16 protein-coding genes are annotated in these 17204 nt (G+C 55.5%); 7 read left to right on the top strand and 9 right to left on the bottom strand.

What is annotated here, in order from left to right; translation table 11 throughout:
* Positions 1 to 236 precede the first annotated feature (236 nt).
* From QZ517_RS09020 to rpsJ, 4 genes are read right to left on the bottom strand one after another with little or no spacing between them, the layout of a single operon-like run.
* On the bottom strand, positions 237 to 533 hold the full coding sequence (locus QZ517_RS09020) for a 50S ribosomal protein L23 (RefSeq protein ID WP_164644437.1): 297 nt from the start codon (positions 531 to 533) through the stop codon (positions 237 to 239).
* Positions 530 to 1147 (bottom strand): 50S ribosomal protein L4, encoded by a 618-nt coding sequence (rplD, locus tag QZ517_RS09015; RefSeq protein ID WP_283425760.1) that lies wholly within the window; start codon positions 1145 to 1147, stop codon positions 530 to 532. Before rplD ends, QZ517_RS09020 begins: the two co-directional genes overlap by 4 nt.
* On the bottom strand, positions 1144 to 1869 hold the full coding sequence (gene rplC, locus QZ517_RS09010) for a 50S ribosomal protein L3 (RefSeq protein WP_294225425.1): 726 nt from the start codon (positions 1867 to 1869) through the stop codon (positions 1144 to 1146). The genes rplD and rplC overlap by 4 nt, the downstream gene beginning before the upstream one ends.
* Before the next feature lie 12 nt (positions 1870 to 1881).
* Positions 1882 to 2190: a 30S ribosomal protein S10 gene (rpsJ, locus tag QZ517_RS09005; protein WP_044028221.1), complete on the bottom strand. Its 309-nt coding sequence runs from the start codon at positions 2188 to 2190 to the stop codon at positions 1882 to 1884.
* Between the two features lie 318 nt (positions 2191 to 2508).
* Between rpsJ and cls the strand changes: the two genes are divergently transcribed.
* Positions 2509 to 3915: a cardiolipin synthase gene (cls, locus tag QZ517_RS09000; RefSeq protein WP_294225420.1), complete on the top strand. Its 1407-nt coding sequence runs from the start codon at positions 2509 to 2511 to the stop codon at positions 3913 to 3915.
* Between the two features lie 18 nt (positions 3916 to 3933).
* Here cls and hisD read toward each other — a convergent pair whose 3' ends face one another.
* Positions 3934 to 5244, bottom strand: a complete 1311-nt coding sequence (gene hisD, locus QZ517_RS08995) for a histidinol dehydrogenase (RefSeq protein WP_294225417.1) — start codon at positions 5242 to 5244, stop codon at positions 3934 to 3936.
* 126 nt (positions 5245 to 5370) lie between these two features.
* Between hisD and QZ517_RS08990 the strand changes: the two genes are divergently transcribed.
* Positions 5371 to 6147: an IclR family transcriptional regulator gene (locus QZ517_RS08990; RefSeq protein ID WP_294225414.1), complete on the top strand. Its 777-nt coding sequence runs from the start codon at positions 5371 to 5373 to the stop codon at positions 6145 to 6147.
* A gap of 153 nt (positions 6148 to 6300) precedes the next feature.
* On the top strand, positions 6301 to 7206 hold the full coding sequence (locus QZ517_RS08985; protein WP_294225411.1) for a LysR family transcriptional regulator: 906 nt from the start codon (positions 6301 to 6303) through the stop codon (positions 7204 to 7206).
* 125 nt (positions 7207 to 7331) lie between these two features.
* Here QZ517_RS08985 and QZ517_RS08980 read toward each other — a convergent pair whose 3' ends face one another.
* Both QZ517_RS08980 and QZ517_RS08975 read right to left on the bottom strand, forming a co-directional pair.
* The gene (locus QZ517_RS08980; protein ID WP_294225408.1) at positions 7332 to 9359 is read right to left on the bottom strand and encodes an NADPH-dependent 2,4-dienoyl-CoA reductase; all 2028 of its coding nucleotides are present in this window, start codon (positions 9357 to 9359) and stop codon (positions 7332 to 7334) included.
* Positions 9360 to 9598: 239 nt separating this feature from the next.
* The gene (locus QZ517_RS08975) at positions 9599 to 10402 is read right to left on the bottom strand and encodes a crotonase/enoyl-CoA hydratase family protein (RefSeq protein WP_294225405.1); all 804 of its coding nucleotides are present in this window, start codon (positions 10400 to 10402) and stop codon (positions 9599 to 9601) included.
* 98 nt (positions 10403 to 10500) lie between these two features.
* On the opposite strand from QZ517_RS08975, the gene QZ517_RS08970 reads away from it, so the two are divergent.
* Both QZ517_RS08970 and dnaE read left to right on the top strand, forming a co-directional pair.
* Positions 10501 to 10695, top strand: coding sequence for a SlyX family protein (locus QZ517_RS08970; protein WP_164644425.1), 195 nt, complete (start codon positions 10501 to 10503; stop codon positions 10693 to 10695).
* Between the two features lie 136 nt (positions 10696 to 10831).
* Positions 10832 to 14350, top strand: a complete 3519-nt coding sequence (dnaE, locus tag QZ517_RS08965; protein ID WP_294225401.1) for a DNA polymerase III subunit alpha — start codon at positions 10832 to 10834, stop codon at positions 14348 to 14350.
* 37 nt (positions 14351 to 14387) lie between these two features.
* On the opposite strand, the gene QZ517_RS08960 is transcribed toward dnaE, so the two are convergent.
* The gene (locus tag QZ517_RS08960) at positions 14388 to 15320 is read right to left on the bottom strand and encodes an ABC transporter ATP-binding protein (RefSeq protein WP_294225398.1); all 933 of its coding nucleotides are present in this window, start codon (positions 15318 to 15320) and stop codon (positions 14388 to 14390) included.
* Positions 15321 to 15450: 130 nt separating this feature from the next.
* Between QZ517_RS08960 and QZ517_RS08955 the strand changes: the two genes are divergently transcribed.
* Both QZ517_RS08955 and QZ517_RS08950 read left to right on the top strand, forming a co-directional pair.
* Complete coding sequence (locus tag QZ517_RS08955) at positions 15451 to 15627, top strand: zinc-finger domain-containing protein (RefSeq protein WP_164644421.1); 177 nt, start codon at positions 15451 to 15453, stop codon at positions 15625 to 15627.
* Between the two features lie 222 nt (positions 15628 to 15849).
* Complete coding sequence (locus tag QZ517_RS08950) at positions 15850 to 16866, top strand: hypothetical protein (RefSeq protein WP_294225393.1); 1017 nt, start codon at positions 15850 to 15852, stop codon at positions 16864 to 16866.
* Positions 16867 to 16940: 74 nt separating this feature from the next.
* Here the strand turns inward: QZ517_RS08950 and QZ517_RS08945 are convergent, their stop codons facing one another.
* Positions 16941 to 17168 carry a WGR domain-containing protein gene (locus QZ517_RS08945; protein WP_294225390.1) on the bottom strand — a complete coding sequence of 76 codons (228 nt, stop codon included), beginning with the start codon at positions 17166 to 17168 and terminating at the stop codon, positions 16941 to 16943.
* Positions 17169 to 17204: the final 36 nt, after the last annotated feature.

Here is a 17204-nt window from a genome sequence, read left to right as displayed (position 1 = left end):
GCGGTCGCGGTTGTGCCGCCACGGTTGACACCAAAAATCAGAAACGTGCGCTGATTGTTGGAGCGCGACGCTTCGTCGTCCCGAAAAGATATTGTGTGTGAATACACGGCATTACCCTGCTGGTTTCAAATATGACCTGCACCATCCCACAAGTAAGCTGATGCGCAAAAATCTCAACAAAAAAAGCAAAAAGGCCGCCCGATTTCTCGGACGGCCCCAATTTTAAAAGGCTGATCTTACAGTCCGGTGGACACGTCGATCGTGTTGCCTTCTTCCAAGGTCACGTAAGCCTTTTTCACGTCTTTACGCTTGCCAAGCTGGCCGCGGAAACGTTTGACTTTACCCTTGGTGATGGTGGTGTTGACCGCTTTGACCTTCACACCAAAGAGCGCTTCAACAGCTTCTTTGATCTGTGGTTTGTTGCTGTCGATCGCCACTTCGAAAACCACAGCGCCATTTTCGGACGCCATTGTGGATTTCTCGGTGATGACCGGCGCGCGGATCACATCGTAGTGTTCTGCTTTAGCGCTCATTTCAGGCGAGCCTCCAGTGCTTCGATCCCCGCTTTGGTGATCACCAGAGTGTCACGCTTGAGGATGTCATAAACGTTCGCACCCATTGTTGGCAGGATATCCAGGCCTTCAATGTTGCGCGATGCTTTCAGGAAGTCTTCGTTTACGGAAGCGCCGTCGATGATAAGAGCACGTTTCCAGCCCAGGTTTGCAACCTGTTTGGCCAGAGCGGCAGTCTTGCCTTCGGTGGCTGCATCTTCGATCACTACCAGTTCGCCAGCTTTCGCTTTGGCGGACAGGGCGTGCTTCAGACCCAGCTTGCGGAACTTCTTGGTCAGGTCGTGGCCGTGCGAACGCACAACTGGACCTTTGTAAACGCCACCACCGCGGAAGATCGGTGCCGAACGGGCGCCGTGGCGTGCGCCACCGGTGCCTTTTTGGCGATAGATCTTCTTGGTTGAGTAGGACACTTCCGAACGGGTTTTCACCTTGTGGGTGCCCGCCTGAGCGTTGTTACGCTGCCAGCGTACCACACGGTGCAGGATATCCGCGCGCGGCTCCTGACCGAACAGGTCTTCAGACAGTTCAACCGAACCGGCGTTGGAGCCGTCAAGTTTGATCACGTCAAGTTTCATGCTTCACCACCTTCCGCAGATGCTTCTTCAGCCGGAGCTTCGGTCGCTGCTGCTTTCAGACCGGCCGGGAAAGGCAGACCTTCTGGAGCTTTCTTCTTCACGGCATCCTTAACGGAGACCCAGCCACCTTTGGAGCCAGGTACGGCGCCTTTGATGAACAGCAGACCGCGATCGGCGTCAGTTTTGACAACTTCGAGGTTCTGCGTGGTCACGCGAACGGCGCCCATGTGACCGGCCATTTTCTTGCCTTTGAAAACCTTACCGGGATCCTGACATTGACCAGTAGAGCCGTGTGAGCGGTGGCTGATCGAGACACCGTGTGTCGCGCGCAGGCCGCTGAAGTTGTGGCGTTTCATGGCACCGGCAAAACCTTTACCAATCGAGGTGCCCGCAACGTCCACTTTCTGACCTTCAAGGAAGTGCTCGGCGGAGATTTCCGCGCCAACTTCGATCAGGCCTTCGGATGGAACGCGGAACTCAACCAGCTTGCGCTTTGGTTCCACTTTCGCTGCTGCGAAGTGGCCACGCATGGCTTTGGAGGTGCGTTTGGCCTTGGCTGTACCAGCGCCGAGTTGAACAGCTGTGTAGCCGTCTTTCTCTTCTGTGCGCTGTGCAACAACCTGAAGGCCGTCGAGCGAAAGTACGGTAACAGGAATCTGTTTGCCGTCTTCCAAGAACAAGCGGGTCATGCCCACTTTCTTCGCGATAATACCGGAACGCATCAGATACTCTCCTTAAACAGAGATCTGGACGTCCACGCCGGCCGCCAGATCGAGCTTCATCAGCGCGTCTACGGTCTGCGGGGTCGGATCAACGATGTCGAGAAGACGCTTGTGCGTACGGATCTCAAACTGATCGCGGGATTTTTTGTCTACGTGTGGACCACGCAGAACGGTGAACTTCTCAATCTTGTTGGGAAGTGGGATCGGGCCACGAACCTGCGCGCCGGTGCGCTTTGCAGTGTTCACGATTTCCTGTGTGCTGGCATCCAGTACACGGTAATCAAAAGCCTTCAGCCGAATGCGAATGTTTTGACTTTGCATTTCGTCAGCCTTGTATAGGCGTTGGAGTTGAGAGGAGGATTTGCGACCACCGCAAACCCTCGTCGAACCCAAAAGGCGGGAATCACCCCGCCTCAAGATTCCAGTAAGGAACTCGCGCCCTTTACAGACGATTCTGGCAACTGGCAAGTGTTTTGAGAAAGATTAAGCACGTCAAGGCGCCAGCGTCCCCATTACCAACACTGCCGCTATTCTCACGGTAGACGGAGAAAAGTTCACAGTTGGCGCAACCTACATCTGTGAGATAGGCTTTTTTCTGAGCGCGCAGGCCGGTGCCTTGTGCGGCACAAGGAGACCCAAGTGGGCACATTTTTGGCAATCTTCCTCGTCTTATTGGAGTTGACCGCTCTGGTAATGGCTTGGCGCGCGATCCAACACTCCCGCACCTCACAGGGGGCTGTGGGATGGGTGGTCTTCCTGATTGCCGCCCCCTACATTTCGGTTCCGGCCTATTTGTTCTTGGGTCATCACAAATTTCAGCACTACGTAACCGGGCGGCGAGATAGTGAGGAAGTCATTGAGCGCATTCAAGAGGTCAAGGAAGCGCTGAAGCCAAAAGTACCGCCGGAGTTTCCAACTAAAGCTCTGGAAGCGATTTCCGACCTGCCCGTCACGCGCGGCAACGCGATGGAATTACTGATTGATGGCCAAGAAGCGTTTGACGCAATTTTCACGGCGATCGATGGCGCACAAAGCTACATTTTGCTGCAGTTTTATATTATCCGTGACGACGGTTTGGGTCGGCGCCTACAAAGCCAACTGATTGCGGCGGCCAAACGCGGGGTTTTTGTCCGTGTGTTGTACGATCCTATCGGCTGCGTGAAGCTGCCACACGCATACCGCCAAGCGCTGCGGGATGCGGGCATTCAGATTGTCGAACCATCACAAATGCGCGTTCCTAAAAACCGGTTTCAACTCAACTTTCGCAACCATAGAAAAACTGTGGTCATTGATGGCACTACGGCCTTTACAGGGGGGCTAAATGTCGGAGACGAATACCTCGGTTTGAATCCCTACTTTGGCAATTGGCGAGATACTCATGTGCAACTTAAAGGGCCTGTGGTGAGCCAGCTACAGTTGATCTTTGCCGAAGACTGGCACTGGACCACAGAAGAAAACCTCCTGACAAATCTCAATTGGCAAAGTGGTCGGGCGGAAGAAGACATGTCTGGCCTGGTGGTTCCAACTGGGCCAGGCGATAAACTCGAAACCGGCGCGATGTTCTTTTTCTCTGCTTTGGCAAATGCCAAAGAACGTGTGTGGATTGCTTCGCCCTATTTTGTTCCGGATGTTCACGTGCTGACAGCCATCAAACATGCCGCACTTAATGGTGTCGACGTGCGGATTTTGCTGCCGGACAGTATTGACCACAAAATGGTCTGGCTGGCCGCCTTTGCCTATTTTGACGAAGTACGTGAAGCGGGGGCACAGATCTGGCGGTACACCGACGGGTTCATGCATCAAAAAGCGGTTCTGGTTGATGACACTCTGGCCGCTGTGGGCACCACAAATATGGACAACCGTTCCTTCATCCTGAATTTCGAAACGATGGCGGTGATGTTTGACGCGCGGGCTGCGGATGATCTTGAAGACATGTTCAAGACCGACTTCGCCAAGTCTTTCCTTCTGGAAAAGACCCTAAATGAACAGCCGCTCCGCATTCAGATTGGAGCGCCCATCACGCGGCTGTTTTCACCGCTTCTCTAAAATTTTGACCACCAAACCTTATGTGCAATCACTGGCGGACAGGTCGAAGGTTTCCGCCGGAAAATATTTGGCCAAACGCGCATCCGCAGCACGCGCGTGCCCCTCCATACCTTCCAGACGCGACAGGCGGGCCGTGGTCTGCGCGACCGCTTTGGCCCCCTCACGCGAGGCGCGCTGCCATGTCACGATTTTCATGTATTTGTGCACTGATAGCCCTCCTGTGTACTGCGCTGCGCGGGACGTGGGCAGGACATGGTTTGTACCTGCGGCCTTGTCACCATAAGAGACCGTTGTTTCTTCACCTAGGAAAAGGGATCCGTACGATGTCAGTCGCGACAGCCACCAATCTGGATCTTCGGCTTGGACCGTGAGATGTTCCGGTGCGTATTCGTCTGAGGTCGCCGCCATGTCTTCGCGAGTGGAGCAAAGCATCACCTCCGCATAATCGTGCCAGGCCGCTTCAGCGTTTATACGGTTCAATTCTGGCAGGGTTGCGATCAACTTCGGAACAGCGGCGAGCACCGCCTCTGCCAATTTCCGACAGTTTGTAACCAGCCACACCGGTGAATTGTAACCATGCTCAGCTTGGCTCACTAAATCCGTGGCAACGAGGTGTGGGTCTGCGGTTTCATCTGCCAAGATCAGGCTGTCGGTTGGACCCGCGATCATATCAATTCCAACCCGGCCAAAAAGCTGGCGTTTGGCTTCCGCGACATATTGGTTGCCTGGCCCAACAAGAATGTTGGCTTTTGGCAGGCCGAACATGCCAAAGGTCATTGCTGCAATGCCCTGAACTCCGCCCATAGCTAGAATTTGGTCCGCCCCACAAGTGTGCGCCGCATAGATGATTGCCGAGGGTATGCCGTCAGTTGGATGCGGTGGTGAACACGCGGTGATATTGCGGCACCCGGCCACCTTGGCCGTTGTGACCGTCATAATCGCACTTGAAATGTGACTATAGCGCCCACCCGGCACATAACATCCGGCACAATCCACCGGGATTGATTTTTGGCCGGTCACAAACCCTGGCAAGATTTCTGTTTCAAAATCCTGCACCGTGGCTTTCTGCAGCTCTGCAAATCGGCGTACATTGTCGTGTGCAAAATGGATGTCGTCCTTGAGCTTCTGCGACAAGCTGCGGGAGGCGCGCTCGATCTCATCATCAGAGACCAATGTGCGGCCTGAAAACTTATCAAACTTTGCCGCGTAAGCCAAAGCCGCGGCATCCCCATTTTGCTCGATGTTTGCCAAGATATCCGCAACCGCGCTCTGAACGTCGGAGCAGTCAGCTTCGATCCTCCGGCGGGCTCGTTTTATATATGTCCGCATCCTTTTCCTCCAACACCTTCAATTCGGCAAATGTCAAAAAATGAGACTTATTGTCCTGTTTTTACCGAATTTCGACGCTACAGTGTTTCCAAACCATTTCAAAACAAATCTTAGAGTGCCCATGTCATGACAATCCCTGAGCGAATCCCTACCAATCTTCGCACCCTTCTAATCCTTGAAATTTTGGGGAAAAGTGACCGGGCAATGACCGCTACAGAAATCAATGTATCCTTACGATTGCCGAAACAGACCGTGCACCGCCTTTGCGCAACGCTTGAGGAAAACGGCTTTCTCATCCGGCGCGGCACGTCTCGACGGTATCAAGTTGCGCGACGCCTACGCGAAATGGGCGCTGGTCTGCTCTACAACTCAAGAGACCATGTGTTTCGCCATCAAATTCTAAAAGATGTTGCGCAAACTGTTGGCGAAAGCGTGAACTATGTGATCCCGCAAGATACCGGAATGACGTATTTGGATCGTGTAGAGACAGACTGGGCTTTCCGAATTCAACTGCCCATTGGCACTCAAGTGCCTTTCCACTGCTCCGCCAGTGGCAAGTGCTTTCTCGCCAGCCTTGGCCCAACAGCTCGCAGGAAGATGGTGGCATCACTCAAACTAGAGGCGCGCACCGAAGCAACCCATTTGTCTCCTGAAGCTCTCCTGACAGAGCTCGCACAGATCGCACGAGAAGGCTTTGCTTTGGATCGCGAAGAATTCATGGACGGAATGGTGGCAATTGCTGTTCCAGTGACCGATCCACAAGGACGGTTCATTGCCGCACTTGCCTATCACGGTCCGAAACCCCGTATGACGTTGACGGACGCAATGGCACACGTTGCGTTTTTGCAGGCTTCGGCAAAAAGGCTCGGAGAGGTGCTGTTTGAGACTGAAAGCCCACTTTAGGTAGCGCGCAACCAATCGAGAAACACTTCGTTTCTCCGTTTCCAAGACAAAAACGATCCCACCAAAACCCCAACATTGTCCGGCCCCTGCCCTCTTCCTGCCCGATTTCACCGGCATATCTTGTCCCCAAGGAAGACATTAGAGGATCAAAACATGGATCGCCTGACCGAAATGGAAGCATTCGCCACTGTGGTGGATCAGGGCGGATTTACAGATGCCGCAAAGAAGATGGGCATCTCCAAATCTGCCGTTTCCAAACATGTGTCCTCGCTTGAGGCACGTCTGGGCGCACGTTTGCTCAACCGGACCACACGCCGAGTGTCCCCAACAGAAATTGGCCTAGCCTACTATGATCGCGCCCGTCGTGTTTTAAATGACGCCGGAGAAGCGGATGCCTTGGTCACGTCGATGCAATCGGCGCCGTCCGGCCTGCTTCGTATTTCAGTGGCGACCGACTTTGGCGTGAACCACCTCTCGCCAGTTCTGGGCGATTTCTTGAGCGAGTTCTCGGACATCACCGTGAATATGGTGCTCAACAACCGCTATGTGGAGCTGATTTCCGAAGGCTTTGATATGGCCATCCGGATTGGTGAGCTGGAAGACAGCACGCTACGAGCCCGAAAGCTGACCGAGACCACAAAACGCATGATCGCTTCCCCCGCCTATTTCGAAAAATATGGTCGCCCGGAAAAGATTGACGATCTGAACCACCACAAGCTATTGCACTATTCCAGCCAGTCCAATGGCGCGGTGTGGAAGCTGACCGCACCATCCGGTGAGAAGCGCCAGGTGCGCACTGCTGGCTGGCTGTCGGTGAATGATGGACAATCTTTGTTGAACGCCGCACAGGCGGGTCTTGGCATCGCGTATCTGCCAAGCTTCCTTTACGCAGACGCGCTGGAGCAGGGTTTGGTTGAAGAAGCCATTCCAGACCTGCCGGTGGAGACTCAAGGCATTTATGCCGTCTACCCACCAGGTCGCTTCACGCAGCCAAAGGTCCGCGCGTTTATTGACTTTCTGGTGCATGCCTTTGCTGAAAAAGGCCCCACTGACTGGTGAATTTGATTTTCCCTGGCTTTCCAAGAGAAAGCACCTTGGCCCGGCGATCTTCGCCCGGGCCTTCTTTTTTCGCCAAGCAAAAAGGGCGCCGGAAGCGCCCCCTTCAAATACAGTATGACGTTGATTCAGAGCGTGGCCGCGAGGCGTGTACCTTGATTTATCGCGCGTTTGGCATCGAGTTCGGCGGCGACGTCAGCACCACCGATCACGTGACAGGTAACACCCTCATCTTCCAACGCATCAGCCAAGCTGCGATCACTGACCTGGCCCGCACAGATCACCACATTATCGACATCCAGGACGCGTGGGTTCTCACGCGTTTCGCCAAAAGAGATGTGCAGACCGTCATCGTCGATCTTCTCATAGTTCACACCGCCCAGCATCTCGACATTTTTCATCCTCAACGCAGCGCGATGAATCCAGCCCGTGGTTTTACCCAAGCCTTTGCCCAGCGCTTTGGCTTTGCGTTGCATCAACGTGACCTGACGCGCAGGCGCGTGCGGCTGTGGTCCCTCAGGCGCAAGACCGCCACGGTGCTCTGCTGGGTCAGACACACCCCATTCCTCCATCCACTCTGGCAGATTTTCGGTCAGGCTCTCGCCCTCATGCACAAGGAACTCAGACACATCAAAGCCGATGCCGCCTGCCCCAATCACGGCGACTTTTTTGCCAACCTGCTTCTTGTCGCGCAGCACATCCAGATAAGATAACACCTCGGGGCGGTCCTGCCCCGGAATGCCGGGATCACGCGGAACGATACCAGAGGCGATGATGACATCGTCGTAACCAGCCAGGGTGTTGGTAGTTGCCTCGGTGTTGAGTTGCACCTCGATGTCCAGCCCGGCCACCATGGCTTCATACCAATCAACCAGCCCCCAGAATTCTTCTTTACCTGGAATTTGTTTGGCCACATTGAGCTGTCCACCCAACTGGTTCGCTCGGTCGATCAGCGTGACTTTGTGCCCACGTTGCGCTGCTGTGATGGCTGCAGACAGCCCTGCAGGACCGGCACCGACTACCGCGATTTTCTTAACATTTTCAGCGCCAGGAATGGCCAGTTCGGTTTCGTGGCACGCCCTTGGGTTCACCAGGCAAGAAGTGAGTTTGCCGCCAAAGGTGTGGTCTAAGCAGGCCTGGTTGCAACCGATGCAAGGGGCGATTTGTTTTGCGTTGCCCTCTGCAGCTTTGTTTACAAAGTCAGCGTCGGCCAGGAACGGACGCGCCATGGAGACCATGTCGGCGCAGCCTTCTGCGAGCACATCTTCAGCAACATCTGGTGTGTTAATACGGTTGGACGTGATGACTGGAATGCCAACTTTGCCCATCAGCTTTTTGGTCACCCAAGCAAAAGCGCGACGCGGGACAGAGGTGGCGATGGTGGGGATGCGAGCTTCGTGCCATCCGATGCCCGTGTTGATGATGGTAGCACCCGCCTTCTCAATCTCTTGCGCCAGTTGCACCACCTCATCGTGCGTAGAGCCGTTTGGCACCAAATCAATCATCGACAGGCGGTAGATGATGATGAAGTCTTCGCCCACCGCTTCGCGGCAGCGGCGCACCACTTCGATGGGCAGACGGATGCGGTTTTCATAAGAGCCGCCCCAGCGGTCGGTCCGCTTGTTCACATGGGTAACAATGAACTGATTGAGGAAATAGCCCTCTGATCCCATGATCTCAACGCCGTCGTATCCGGCTTCGCGGGCGCGAACCGTGGCCGTGACAAAGTCTTGGATTTGTTTCTCAATTCCCTCTTCGTCCAGCTCCTTTGGTGGAAACGGCGAGATTGGGGATTTGATTGCAGATGACGACACACATTCAGGTCCATAAGCGTAGCGCCCGGCGTGCAGGATCTGCATCGCAATCTTGCCGCCGGCGGTGTGGACGCGGTTGGTTACGATTTTGTGGTGGGCGATGTCTTCGTCTGTAAACAGGCCTGCTGCACCCGGGAACACGCCACCTTCGCGGGAGGGGGCCATGCCGCCGGTGACGATCAGGGCCACACCGCCACGGGCGCGTTCGCCGTAGAATTCGGCCACGCGATTCCAGTCCTTGGTTTCCTCCAGACCGGTGTGCATGGAGCCCATAAGTACGCGGTTTTTCAAGGTGGTAAAGCCCAGATCAAGCGGGGCGAGCATGTGCGGATATTGGGTCATAGGTGCCTCCAAAGGTGCCTCCTCAGTTGAGTTGACCAAAACGTAAACCAGTGTCATTGTCACGTCCGACGCGGCGTCAAACGGAGCGCAGAGCGGTCCTGCCGTTGCGTCGGATTTGGTCTGTTAACCTCCCATTTCGACGTCGGTATCGTGTCGGTATGACGTCTGTTTTGCGGTGGTGCAGGTATTTGTGGTCCTCAAAACTCTTAACACTAAGGCCTATGCCGTTGCCGCGTGTGTCAGATGTCAGAGAAGCCGCCGCCGCGCCCCTTGCCGGCTGCAAACCGGGCGGCGCCATTTTGGCCCTCAGCTGCAAAGGTCTCAAAGGACGCCCATTCGCGTCGCAGCCCATCGGCAAGCGCGACGCCACTTGGGCGGGCGGACAAGAAATCAGCCCGCATGCAGCCTTGTGGATACCGCGTTAGACTGTCGGCCAAGATCAACGCCTCTTCCATGGCGTGGCCTTCGGGGCAAAGGCGATCCACCAAACCAATACGATACGCTTCCTCACCGGACACAGGACGCCCTGTCAGAATGAGATCATTGGCCCGGCCTTGTCCAAGGATGCGCGGCAGACGCACCGTACCGCCATCAATCAGTGGCACGCCCCACCGGCGGCAGAAGACACCCATCACCGAAGTCGTCGATGCAACCCGCATGTCACACCATGCCGCCAATTCAAGCCCCCCCGCCACAGCGTGCCCCTCAACAGCCGCAATAACAGGCTTCGACAACATCAGGCGCGAAGGTCCCATGGGGCCGAGGATGGGCTGCGCCTGAGCGTCCTGCCAATTGGCGGGGATAGCCACAGTGTCTTGCCAATCGCTCCCAAGAAGGTTTGCCGCAGCTTTCAAATCAAATCCGGCACAGAAGCCGGTTTGGCCACCGGTTAGGATCGCCACATCCACGGTGTCATCTGTCTCAAAATCCATGAAGGCATCAAACAACAGCCGCGCCGTTTCGGGGTTTACAGCGTTGCGCACAGCAGGGCGGTTGATGCTCACCACCCTGACCCGACCTCTGGTTTGAACCATAACCGACATGAGACACCTCCCTAGATCACAGACCGCACCTTGATATGCAAAGCAAGAAAGACACGGCGTCGCTTGACCCGCAAGGGGCCGCAGCCTATGCCGCCCCTATGGAACAGCTTGAAGAAAAGATTGCCCATCTGACTCGCACTGTCGAGGAGTTGAGTGACGTTGTCGCCCGTCAGGACACCGAAATCGCGCTTTTGACCCGGCGCGTGCAGATGTTGATGGAGCGAGAAGCCGGTCGCGAGAAAGACGGCGGCGGCGGTATTGTGGTAGGCGACGAACGTCCACCACATTATTGAGCCGCATCATCCCGCACAGCATCGTGCAAGGGGCAGCGCCCCTGCCCCATCAATGATGTGGTGTCTCCTAGAAGTTTTTGGCCAAATGAAGCGGACAGCAGTTTCTTCCCCAGAGCGGCTGAGATAGCTTGTCGGGATGACCAACGCACCTCGATTCATCCACCTTCGCACCCACACCGAATACTCTCTGCTGGAGGGGGCGGTGCGCTGTAAAAAGCTGCCCGGCATGTGTGCCGATATGGGCATGCCAGCAGTGGCGATCACCGACACCAATAGCCTGTTTGCTGCCCTTGAATTTTCCGTAACCGCGCAAGGTGCGGGCATCCAACCTATCGTTGGTTGCCAGGTCGACATTGAGATGCCGCATGACGACCCATCGGGACGAACAGCCCCGCCAAAACCGGCCCCAATTGTGCTGCTGTCACAGCGCGAAGAGGGCTACGAAAACCTGATGAAACTGTCGTCCTGTCTGTACGTGGACAATGATGGCCAGCTTCCGCAGGTCACACTCGAAGAATTGGCGGAGCGCTCTGCCGGCTTGATCTGTCTGACCGGTGGACCGGATGGCCCAATGGGGCGGATGATGCGCGATGGGCAGCTTGAGACGGCCCAAGCGATGATGACGCGCCTCAAGCAGATTTTTGGCGACCGGCTGTATGTGGAGTTGCAGCGGCACCCCGGCGAAAACGGCTTACCCGAGGCGGAGCAGCTGACCGAACGCGGGTTCATTGAAATGGCCTACGCCATGGATCTGCCCTTGGTGGCAACCAATGACGTCTATTTCCCGGCCACTGAAATGTATGAGGCGCATGACGCGCTGATCTGTATCTCTGAGGGCGCTTATGTCGATCAGCAGGACGGTCGACGACGTTTGACGCCACAGCATTATTTCAAATCGCAGGAAGAGATGATCACGCTGTTTGCTGATCTGCCAGAGGCGATTGAAAACACGGTAGAGATTGCCAGACGCTGTGCCTTTGCGACCTATCTGCGCGATCCAATTCTGCCAAAATTTGCCGACGACGAGGTTTCCGAACTGCGCCGGATTGCAAATGAGGGACTGCAAAATCGCTTGGCGGTGATCCCGCATGCGGTGTCCGTAGAGGAATACCAAGAACGGCTTGATTTTGAGCTGGGCATTATTGAGGGTATGGGGTTCCCCGGCTATTTTTTGATCGTTGCGGACTTCATTCAGTGGAGCAAAGACAACGATATCCCGGTTGGTCCAGGCCGGGGCTCTGGGGCGGGCTCGCTTGTGGCTTATGCGCTGACCATCACCGACTTGGACCCGCTGCGCTATTCCCTGCTGTTTGAACGGTTCCTCAACCCGGAACGGGTGTCGATGCCTGACTTTGACATCGACTTTTGCATGGATCGCCGGGAAGAGGTGATCAAGTTTGTGCAGCAGAAATACGGCCGCGACAAGGTGGGGCAGATCATCACTTTTGGTGCGCTGCTGTCCAAGGCTGCTGTGCGTGACATCGGGCGGGTGTTGCAGATGCCCTATGGTCAGGTGGACCGGTTGTCCAAGCTGATCCCGGTGGAAGGTGTAAAGCCTATGTCCATCGCGGACTCTTTGAAAGAAGAGCCGCGCCTGCGGGAAGAGGCCAAAAACGAGGAGGTTGTCGACCGCTTGCTCACCTACGGGCAGCAAGTGGAGGGGCTTTTGAGAAACGCGTCGACCCACGCGGCCGGGGTTGTGATTGGCGACCGGCCGTTGGATGCACTGGTGCCGCTCTATCAGGATCCGCGCTCGGACATGCCAGCCACCCAGTTCAACATGAAATGGGTGGAACAGGCCGGGCTGGTGAAATTTGACTTCTTGGGCCTCAAAACCCTGACCGTCATTCAAAACGCAATTGAGCAAATCCACAGTTCGGACCGCCCGCTGCATGTGGCCGCCGATGGCACGCAGCTTTATGAGCCCGCGGAAGGCGCAGAGAACCAGATCAACGCCATCCCGTTGGATGATGACCCGACGTATAAGCTGTATTCAGCGGCCAAAACCGTGGCGGTGTTCCAAGTGGAATCCACCGGCATGATGGATGCGCTGAAGCGGATGAAGCCCAACTGCATCGAGGATATTGTTGCGCTTGTGGCGCTCTATCGTCCGGGCCCGATGGAGAACATCCCAACGTATTGTGAGGTCAAAAACGGGCTTAAAGAGATCGAGTCTGTGCACCCGTTGATTGACCACATCCTCGAAGAAACCCAGGGCATCATCGTGTACCAGGAACAGGTGATGCAGATTGCCCAGGTCATGGCGGGCTACTCGCTTGGTGGCGCGGATCTGTTGCGCCGAGCGATGGGTAAGAAGATCAAAGAGGCGATGGACGCTGAGCGCCCGAAATTTGAGAAAGGCGCGGCCGAGAACGGCGTGCCAGCCAAGAAAGCCAGCGAGGTTTTTGACCTTCTGGAGAAATTTGCGAACTACGGCTTTAACAAATCACACGCGGCGGCCTATGCGGTGGTGAGTTACCAAACCGCGTGGCTGAAAGCGAACCATCCGGTGGAGTTCATGGCCGGTGTGATGAACTGCGATATTCACCTGACCGACAAATTGGCGGTCTACTTTGAAGAGGTGAAAAAGGCGCTGAAACTGCCTTATGTGCCGCCCTGCGTAAACCGCTCGGATGCGACGTTTAAGGTTGTCGACGGCGCGCTGGTCTATGCACTTGGCGCGCTGAAGAACGTCGGCTTGGAAGCGATGAAGCTGGTGACCGAGGGGCGCAAGGTGGATGGCGTCGATAAGCCGTTTGCGACGCTGTTTGATATGGCGCGACGGGTCGATTTGAAGAAGGTGGGCAAGCGCCCATTGGAGATGCTGGCGCGGTCCGGGGGGTTTGATCAGCTGGATGGCAATCGGCGGCGGGTGATGGAGAGCCTGGATGGGCTGGTGAATTATTCCGCCGCGATCCATGAGCAGAAGAGCTCCAATCAGGTGTCGCTGTTTGGCGAGGCGGGTGATGATTTGCCGGAGCCGCGCCTGTCACCGGCGGGCGATTGGTTGCAGGCGGAGCGGCTGGATGAGGAGGCCAAGGCGATTGGTTTCTTCTTATCGGGCCACCCGCTGGAAGATTTCATGGCACCGCTGAAACGCAAAAACGTGCTGACATTGGACGAGCTGACTGACAAGGCGCGCGGCGGGCCGTGCATTGCCAAGCTGGCCGGGCGGGTGTCCGGGCGGCAGGAACGCAAATCCGCGCGGGGCAACCGGTTTGCGTTTGCGCAGCTGTCGGACCCCACGGGGGCTTATGAGGTCACGATCTTCTCTGATACGTTGGAGAAATGCCGCGAGCATCTGGAGACGGGCTCCAAGGTGGTGGTGACCGTGAAGGCGGAGATGGAGAGTGACCAGCTGAAGCTGTTGGCGCAATCGATGACCCCGGTGGAGACCATTGTGGCGGATGCGGGCAACACGGGGCTGAAAATCTATCTCGATGATGCCAGCGCGGTGGGGCCTGTGGCCAACATCCTTGAGGGCGCAAAAGAGACCATGAAGAACTTGCCCAAGGGGCCGATCTGGTTCTGCCTGACCAATATGGAATTGCCGGGCGAGGTGGAGATTGATGCGGGGGCCGGTTTCCCGGTGAACCCGCAGATCAAAAGCGCGCTGAAGTCTGTTGAAGGCGTGATGGCGGTTGAGGAAATCTAGGGCGCGGGCGGCATGGCACCGCCCTGCCCCTTTTGATCTAGGCCGATTTGGTCAGCTGTAGAAATACATCTTCCAGATCAGCCTGCTCTGTTTTCACATCCGCAATGGCAATGCCCGCCGCGCGCACAGCGCCCAGCACATCTTCGGCAGAAGTTTCGCGCGCCTGATAGGTCAGCGCGATACGGCCGTCGCCGCGACGAGTGACCTCGATGCCGGGGGCTTCAGGCAAAGTGTCGACCGGGGCCACGGGATCAATCACCATACATTTGCTGTCCACCTGCCCCAGCAGGTTTGAGGTGCTGTCACGGGCCACAACTTCGCCGTGGTTGATGATGGCGATCTCGTCACACATCTCCTCCGCTTCTTCGAGGTAGTGCGTGGTCAGGATCACGGTGAGGCCGCGCTCCTCGTTGAGCCTACGGATGTTAGACCACAGCATTTGGCGCAGCTCGATATCCACACCTGCAGTCGGTTCATCCAACACCAGCACCTGTGGTTGGTGCACCAGCGCTTTGCCAAGCAGCAACCGACGCTGCATCCCGCCAGAGAGCGTACGGGCATAAGCTTCTGCTTTGTCTGACAGGCCCACCATACGCAGGATTTCATCACTTTGGCGCTGATGTTTGGGTACACCGTAAAGACCGGCCTGCACTTCCAGCGCGCCGCGCGGGGTGAAAAACGGATCAAGGTTCAATTCTTGTGGCATCACACCAATAGCGGCGCGGGATTGGCGCGGATTTTCGTCCTGGTCAAAGCCCCAGATTTTCACAGTACCTGCGGATTTGTTGACCAGCCCTGCCATAATGTTGATCATGGTGGACTTGCCCGCACCATTGGGGCCAAGCAGGCCAAAAATCTTGCCTGCGGGGACGGTCAGATCGATGCCTTTGAGGGCGTGTTTTGCCGGGGAGCCACGGCCACCTTTGTAGGTCTTTTGCAACCCTCGGATTTCAATCGCGTTGTTGGTCATGGCCACTCTTGCTCCCCGCTGCGCAATGCCTATTATTCGCCCTAACCAATGCAGGCGATAAGCTCAACCGCAGCCGCCAGAAAACACCGCCATCGGAGGACCCACTCCGAAGCCACAAAGGACATCGCAAATGACAATTGAAGCCCCAGAAACCAAGATTGTGGACAGCTACCGTGTGTCATGTGACGGCGGTGAGGGGGGCCACCCGCGCGTATATCTGCAAATCCCAAATGAGCATGGCTGGGTTGAATGCCCCTATTGTGACTGCAAATTCATCCACGAGGACTTCAAAGACAAGGTGGCCTGAGGGCTGTCAGGATTTTGAGAGAGTTGGGAGACCGTCCGGTGGGGCGGTCTTTTTTTTGCTTGGGGAGGACACTTTGCGGGCTTGCAGAGAATTGCCGGTTTGAGTCCAAATTACGCGACACTGCACGGATCATAAAAGTCTGATATCTTGCGATATTGACGCCAATAATACCAAGCTGTTCGAAATCTAACCAAAAAAGTATGAGATATGTTTAGGACATTTTTGGACAAAGTCGTTGGATGTGAGTTCTCTCCGCAGCGCGCAGAGAACTCTAAAAAAATTGCTCGTATTTTGGAGCACGGTAATTCCATATTGCACTCGACCAATGATCCCAATGCTCTAAACCAGTTAGAAGCAAAAATTAGGTCAGAGCTGGGCCTTCACTACCGTTGGTCTTCAAACAGACGCGGTATCCTCAAAGCTGCGCGAGAAGAAATTCTAGCAGTTCGGGAAATGCCTGCTCTCTCTCAAGTCTTCATTTTCCATGGTGACGGACGAGTTAGAGAAGAAGCAATTCGAAACTTGAGCGGTCCATTGAGCTCTCCCGCGAGTGTCTATGCACTTTTTTTGCGCTTGAATGATTGGGTGCCACAAGTAAGGAGTTTGTCGCATCAAGCATTCAAAAGAGTCATGCCTTCCACACCTGCGATGGTCCTTGTTCCTGCACTTACCGCCATATTACCACACCTAAATAGTTGGGGGCGTTGGTCTAGTGAGGGGCCGGAGGCCGTCCGTGAAATCATGGGCAGGTCTGATGTAGCTAGTCGCTTAGTAGAAAACTTAAAGACGACACGACAGCCACGTCTGGGGCAGATTTTTCGCGAGTTAAGCCGTTACTCTGTGATCGATCAGTATATTGAAGGTATCTTTGTAACCGCACCTCTACCGCACATTCGAACTATGGCTCTCGACATGCTTCTATCTAGAAAGGCGCGCTGGCCGACAGGTAAATCGAAGCGCATTTGGCTTAACCGCTCGATGGGTGAGTATCGAACCGAGGCCATTTATGGCCATCGAGAACTATCAATAACAGTCGCTCAAATTGACCTTGTCGCCACCGGTGCCATCGATCGTTCTGCGATGGTTCGAAGACGTGCAGCAGATGAATTGATAGCACTGCGAAATGTCCCCGAGTTAAGAGTTGATCTGGACGCAATCGCCGCAAGTCTTCAAGACGATCCGAATGTTGGTGTGCGAAAAAGGATAGATTTCTTTAGGCGAAACCAACCAACAGGATAAGTGCGCTTTCTTCCTAGCGAACCTTTGGTTTGACAAAAACAATGACAGCCTTGTCCCGCAGAACTGCCTTCCCCCTACCCCCGCGCATACCCGCGTTTTTGGGCACCGTTCCGGTACTGATCTGCCGCCAATGACGCGTCGCGCAGGTTGCTGAAGATGCGCACCATGCTGCGGCCCTTGCCACCGGCGACGCCCCATTCGCGCAATACTGAGACCTCTTCAAACAGGTTCATGGCGATTTCCACGCGGTAGAAGCGGGGACGGGTGCGTTTGGCAGGTTTGTACAGGATGCAGATGGCCATGGGATTAGCCTAGTTCAGCGGCGAATCGGGTGCAAT

Origin of the sequence: uncultured Shimia sp. (genome assembly GCF_913054185.1) — a bacterium.
In the GTDB taxonomy this organism is placed as follows: Bacteria; Pseudomonadota; Alphaproteobacteria; order Rhodobacterales; family Rhodobacteraceae; genus Shimia.
This window is presented reverse-complemented; position numbering and strand designations above follow the sequence as displayed.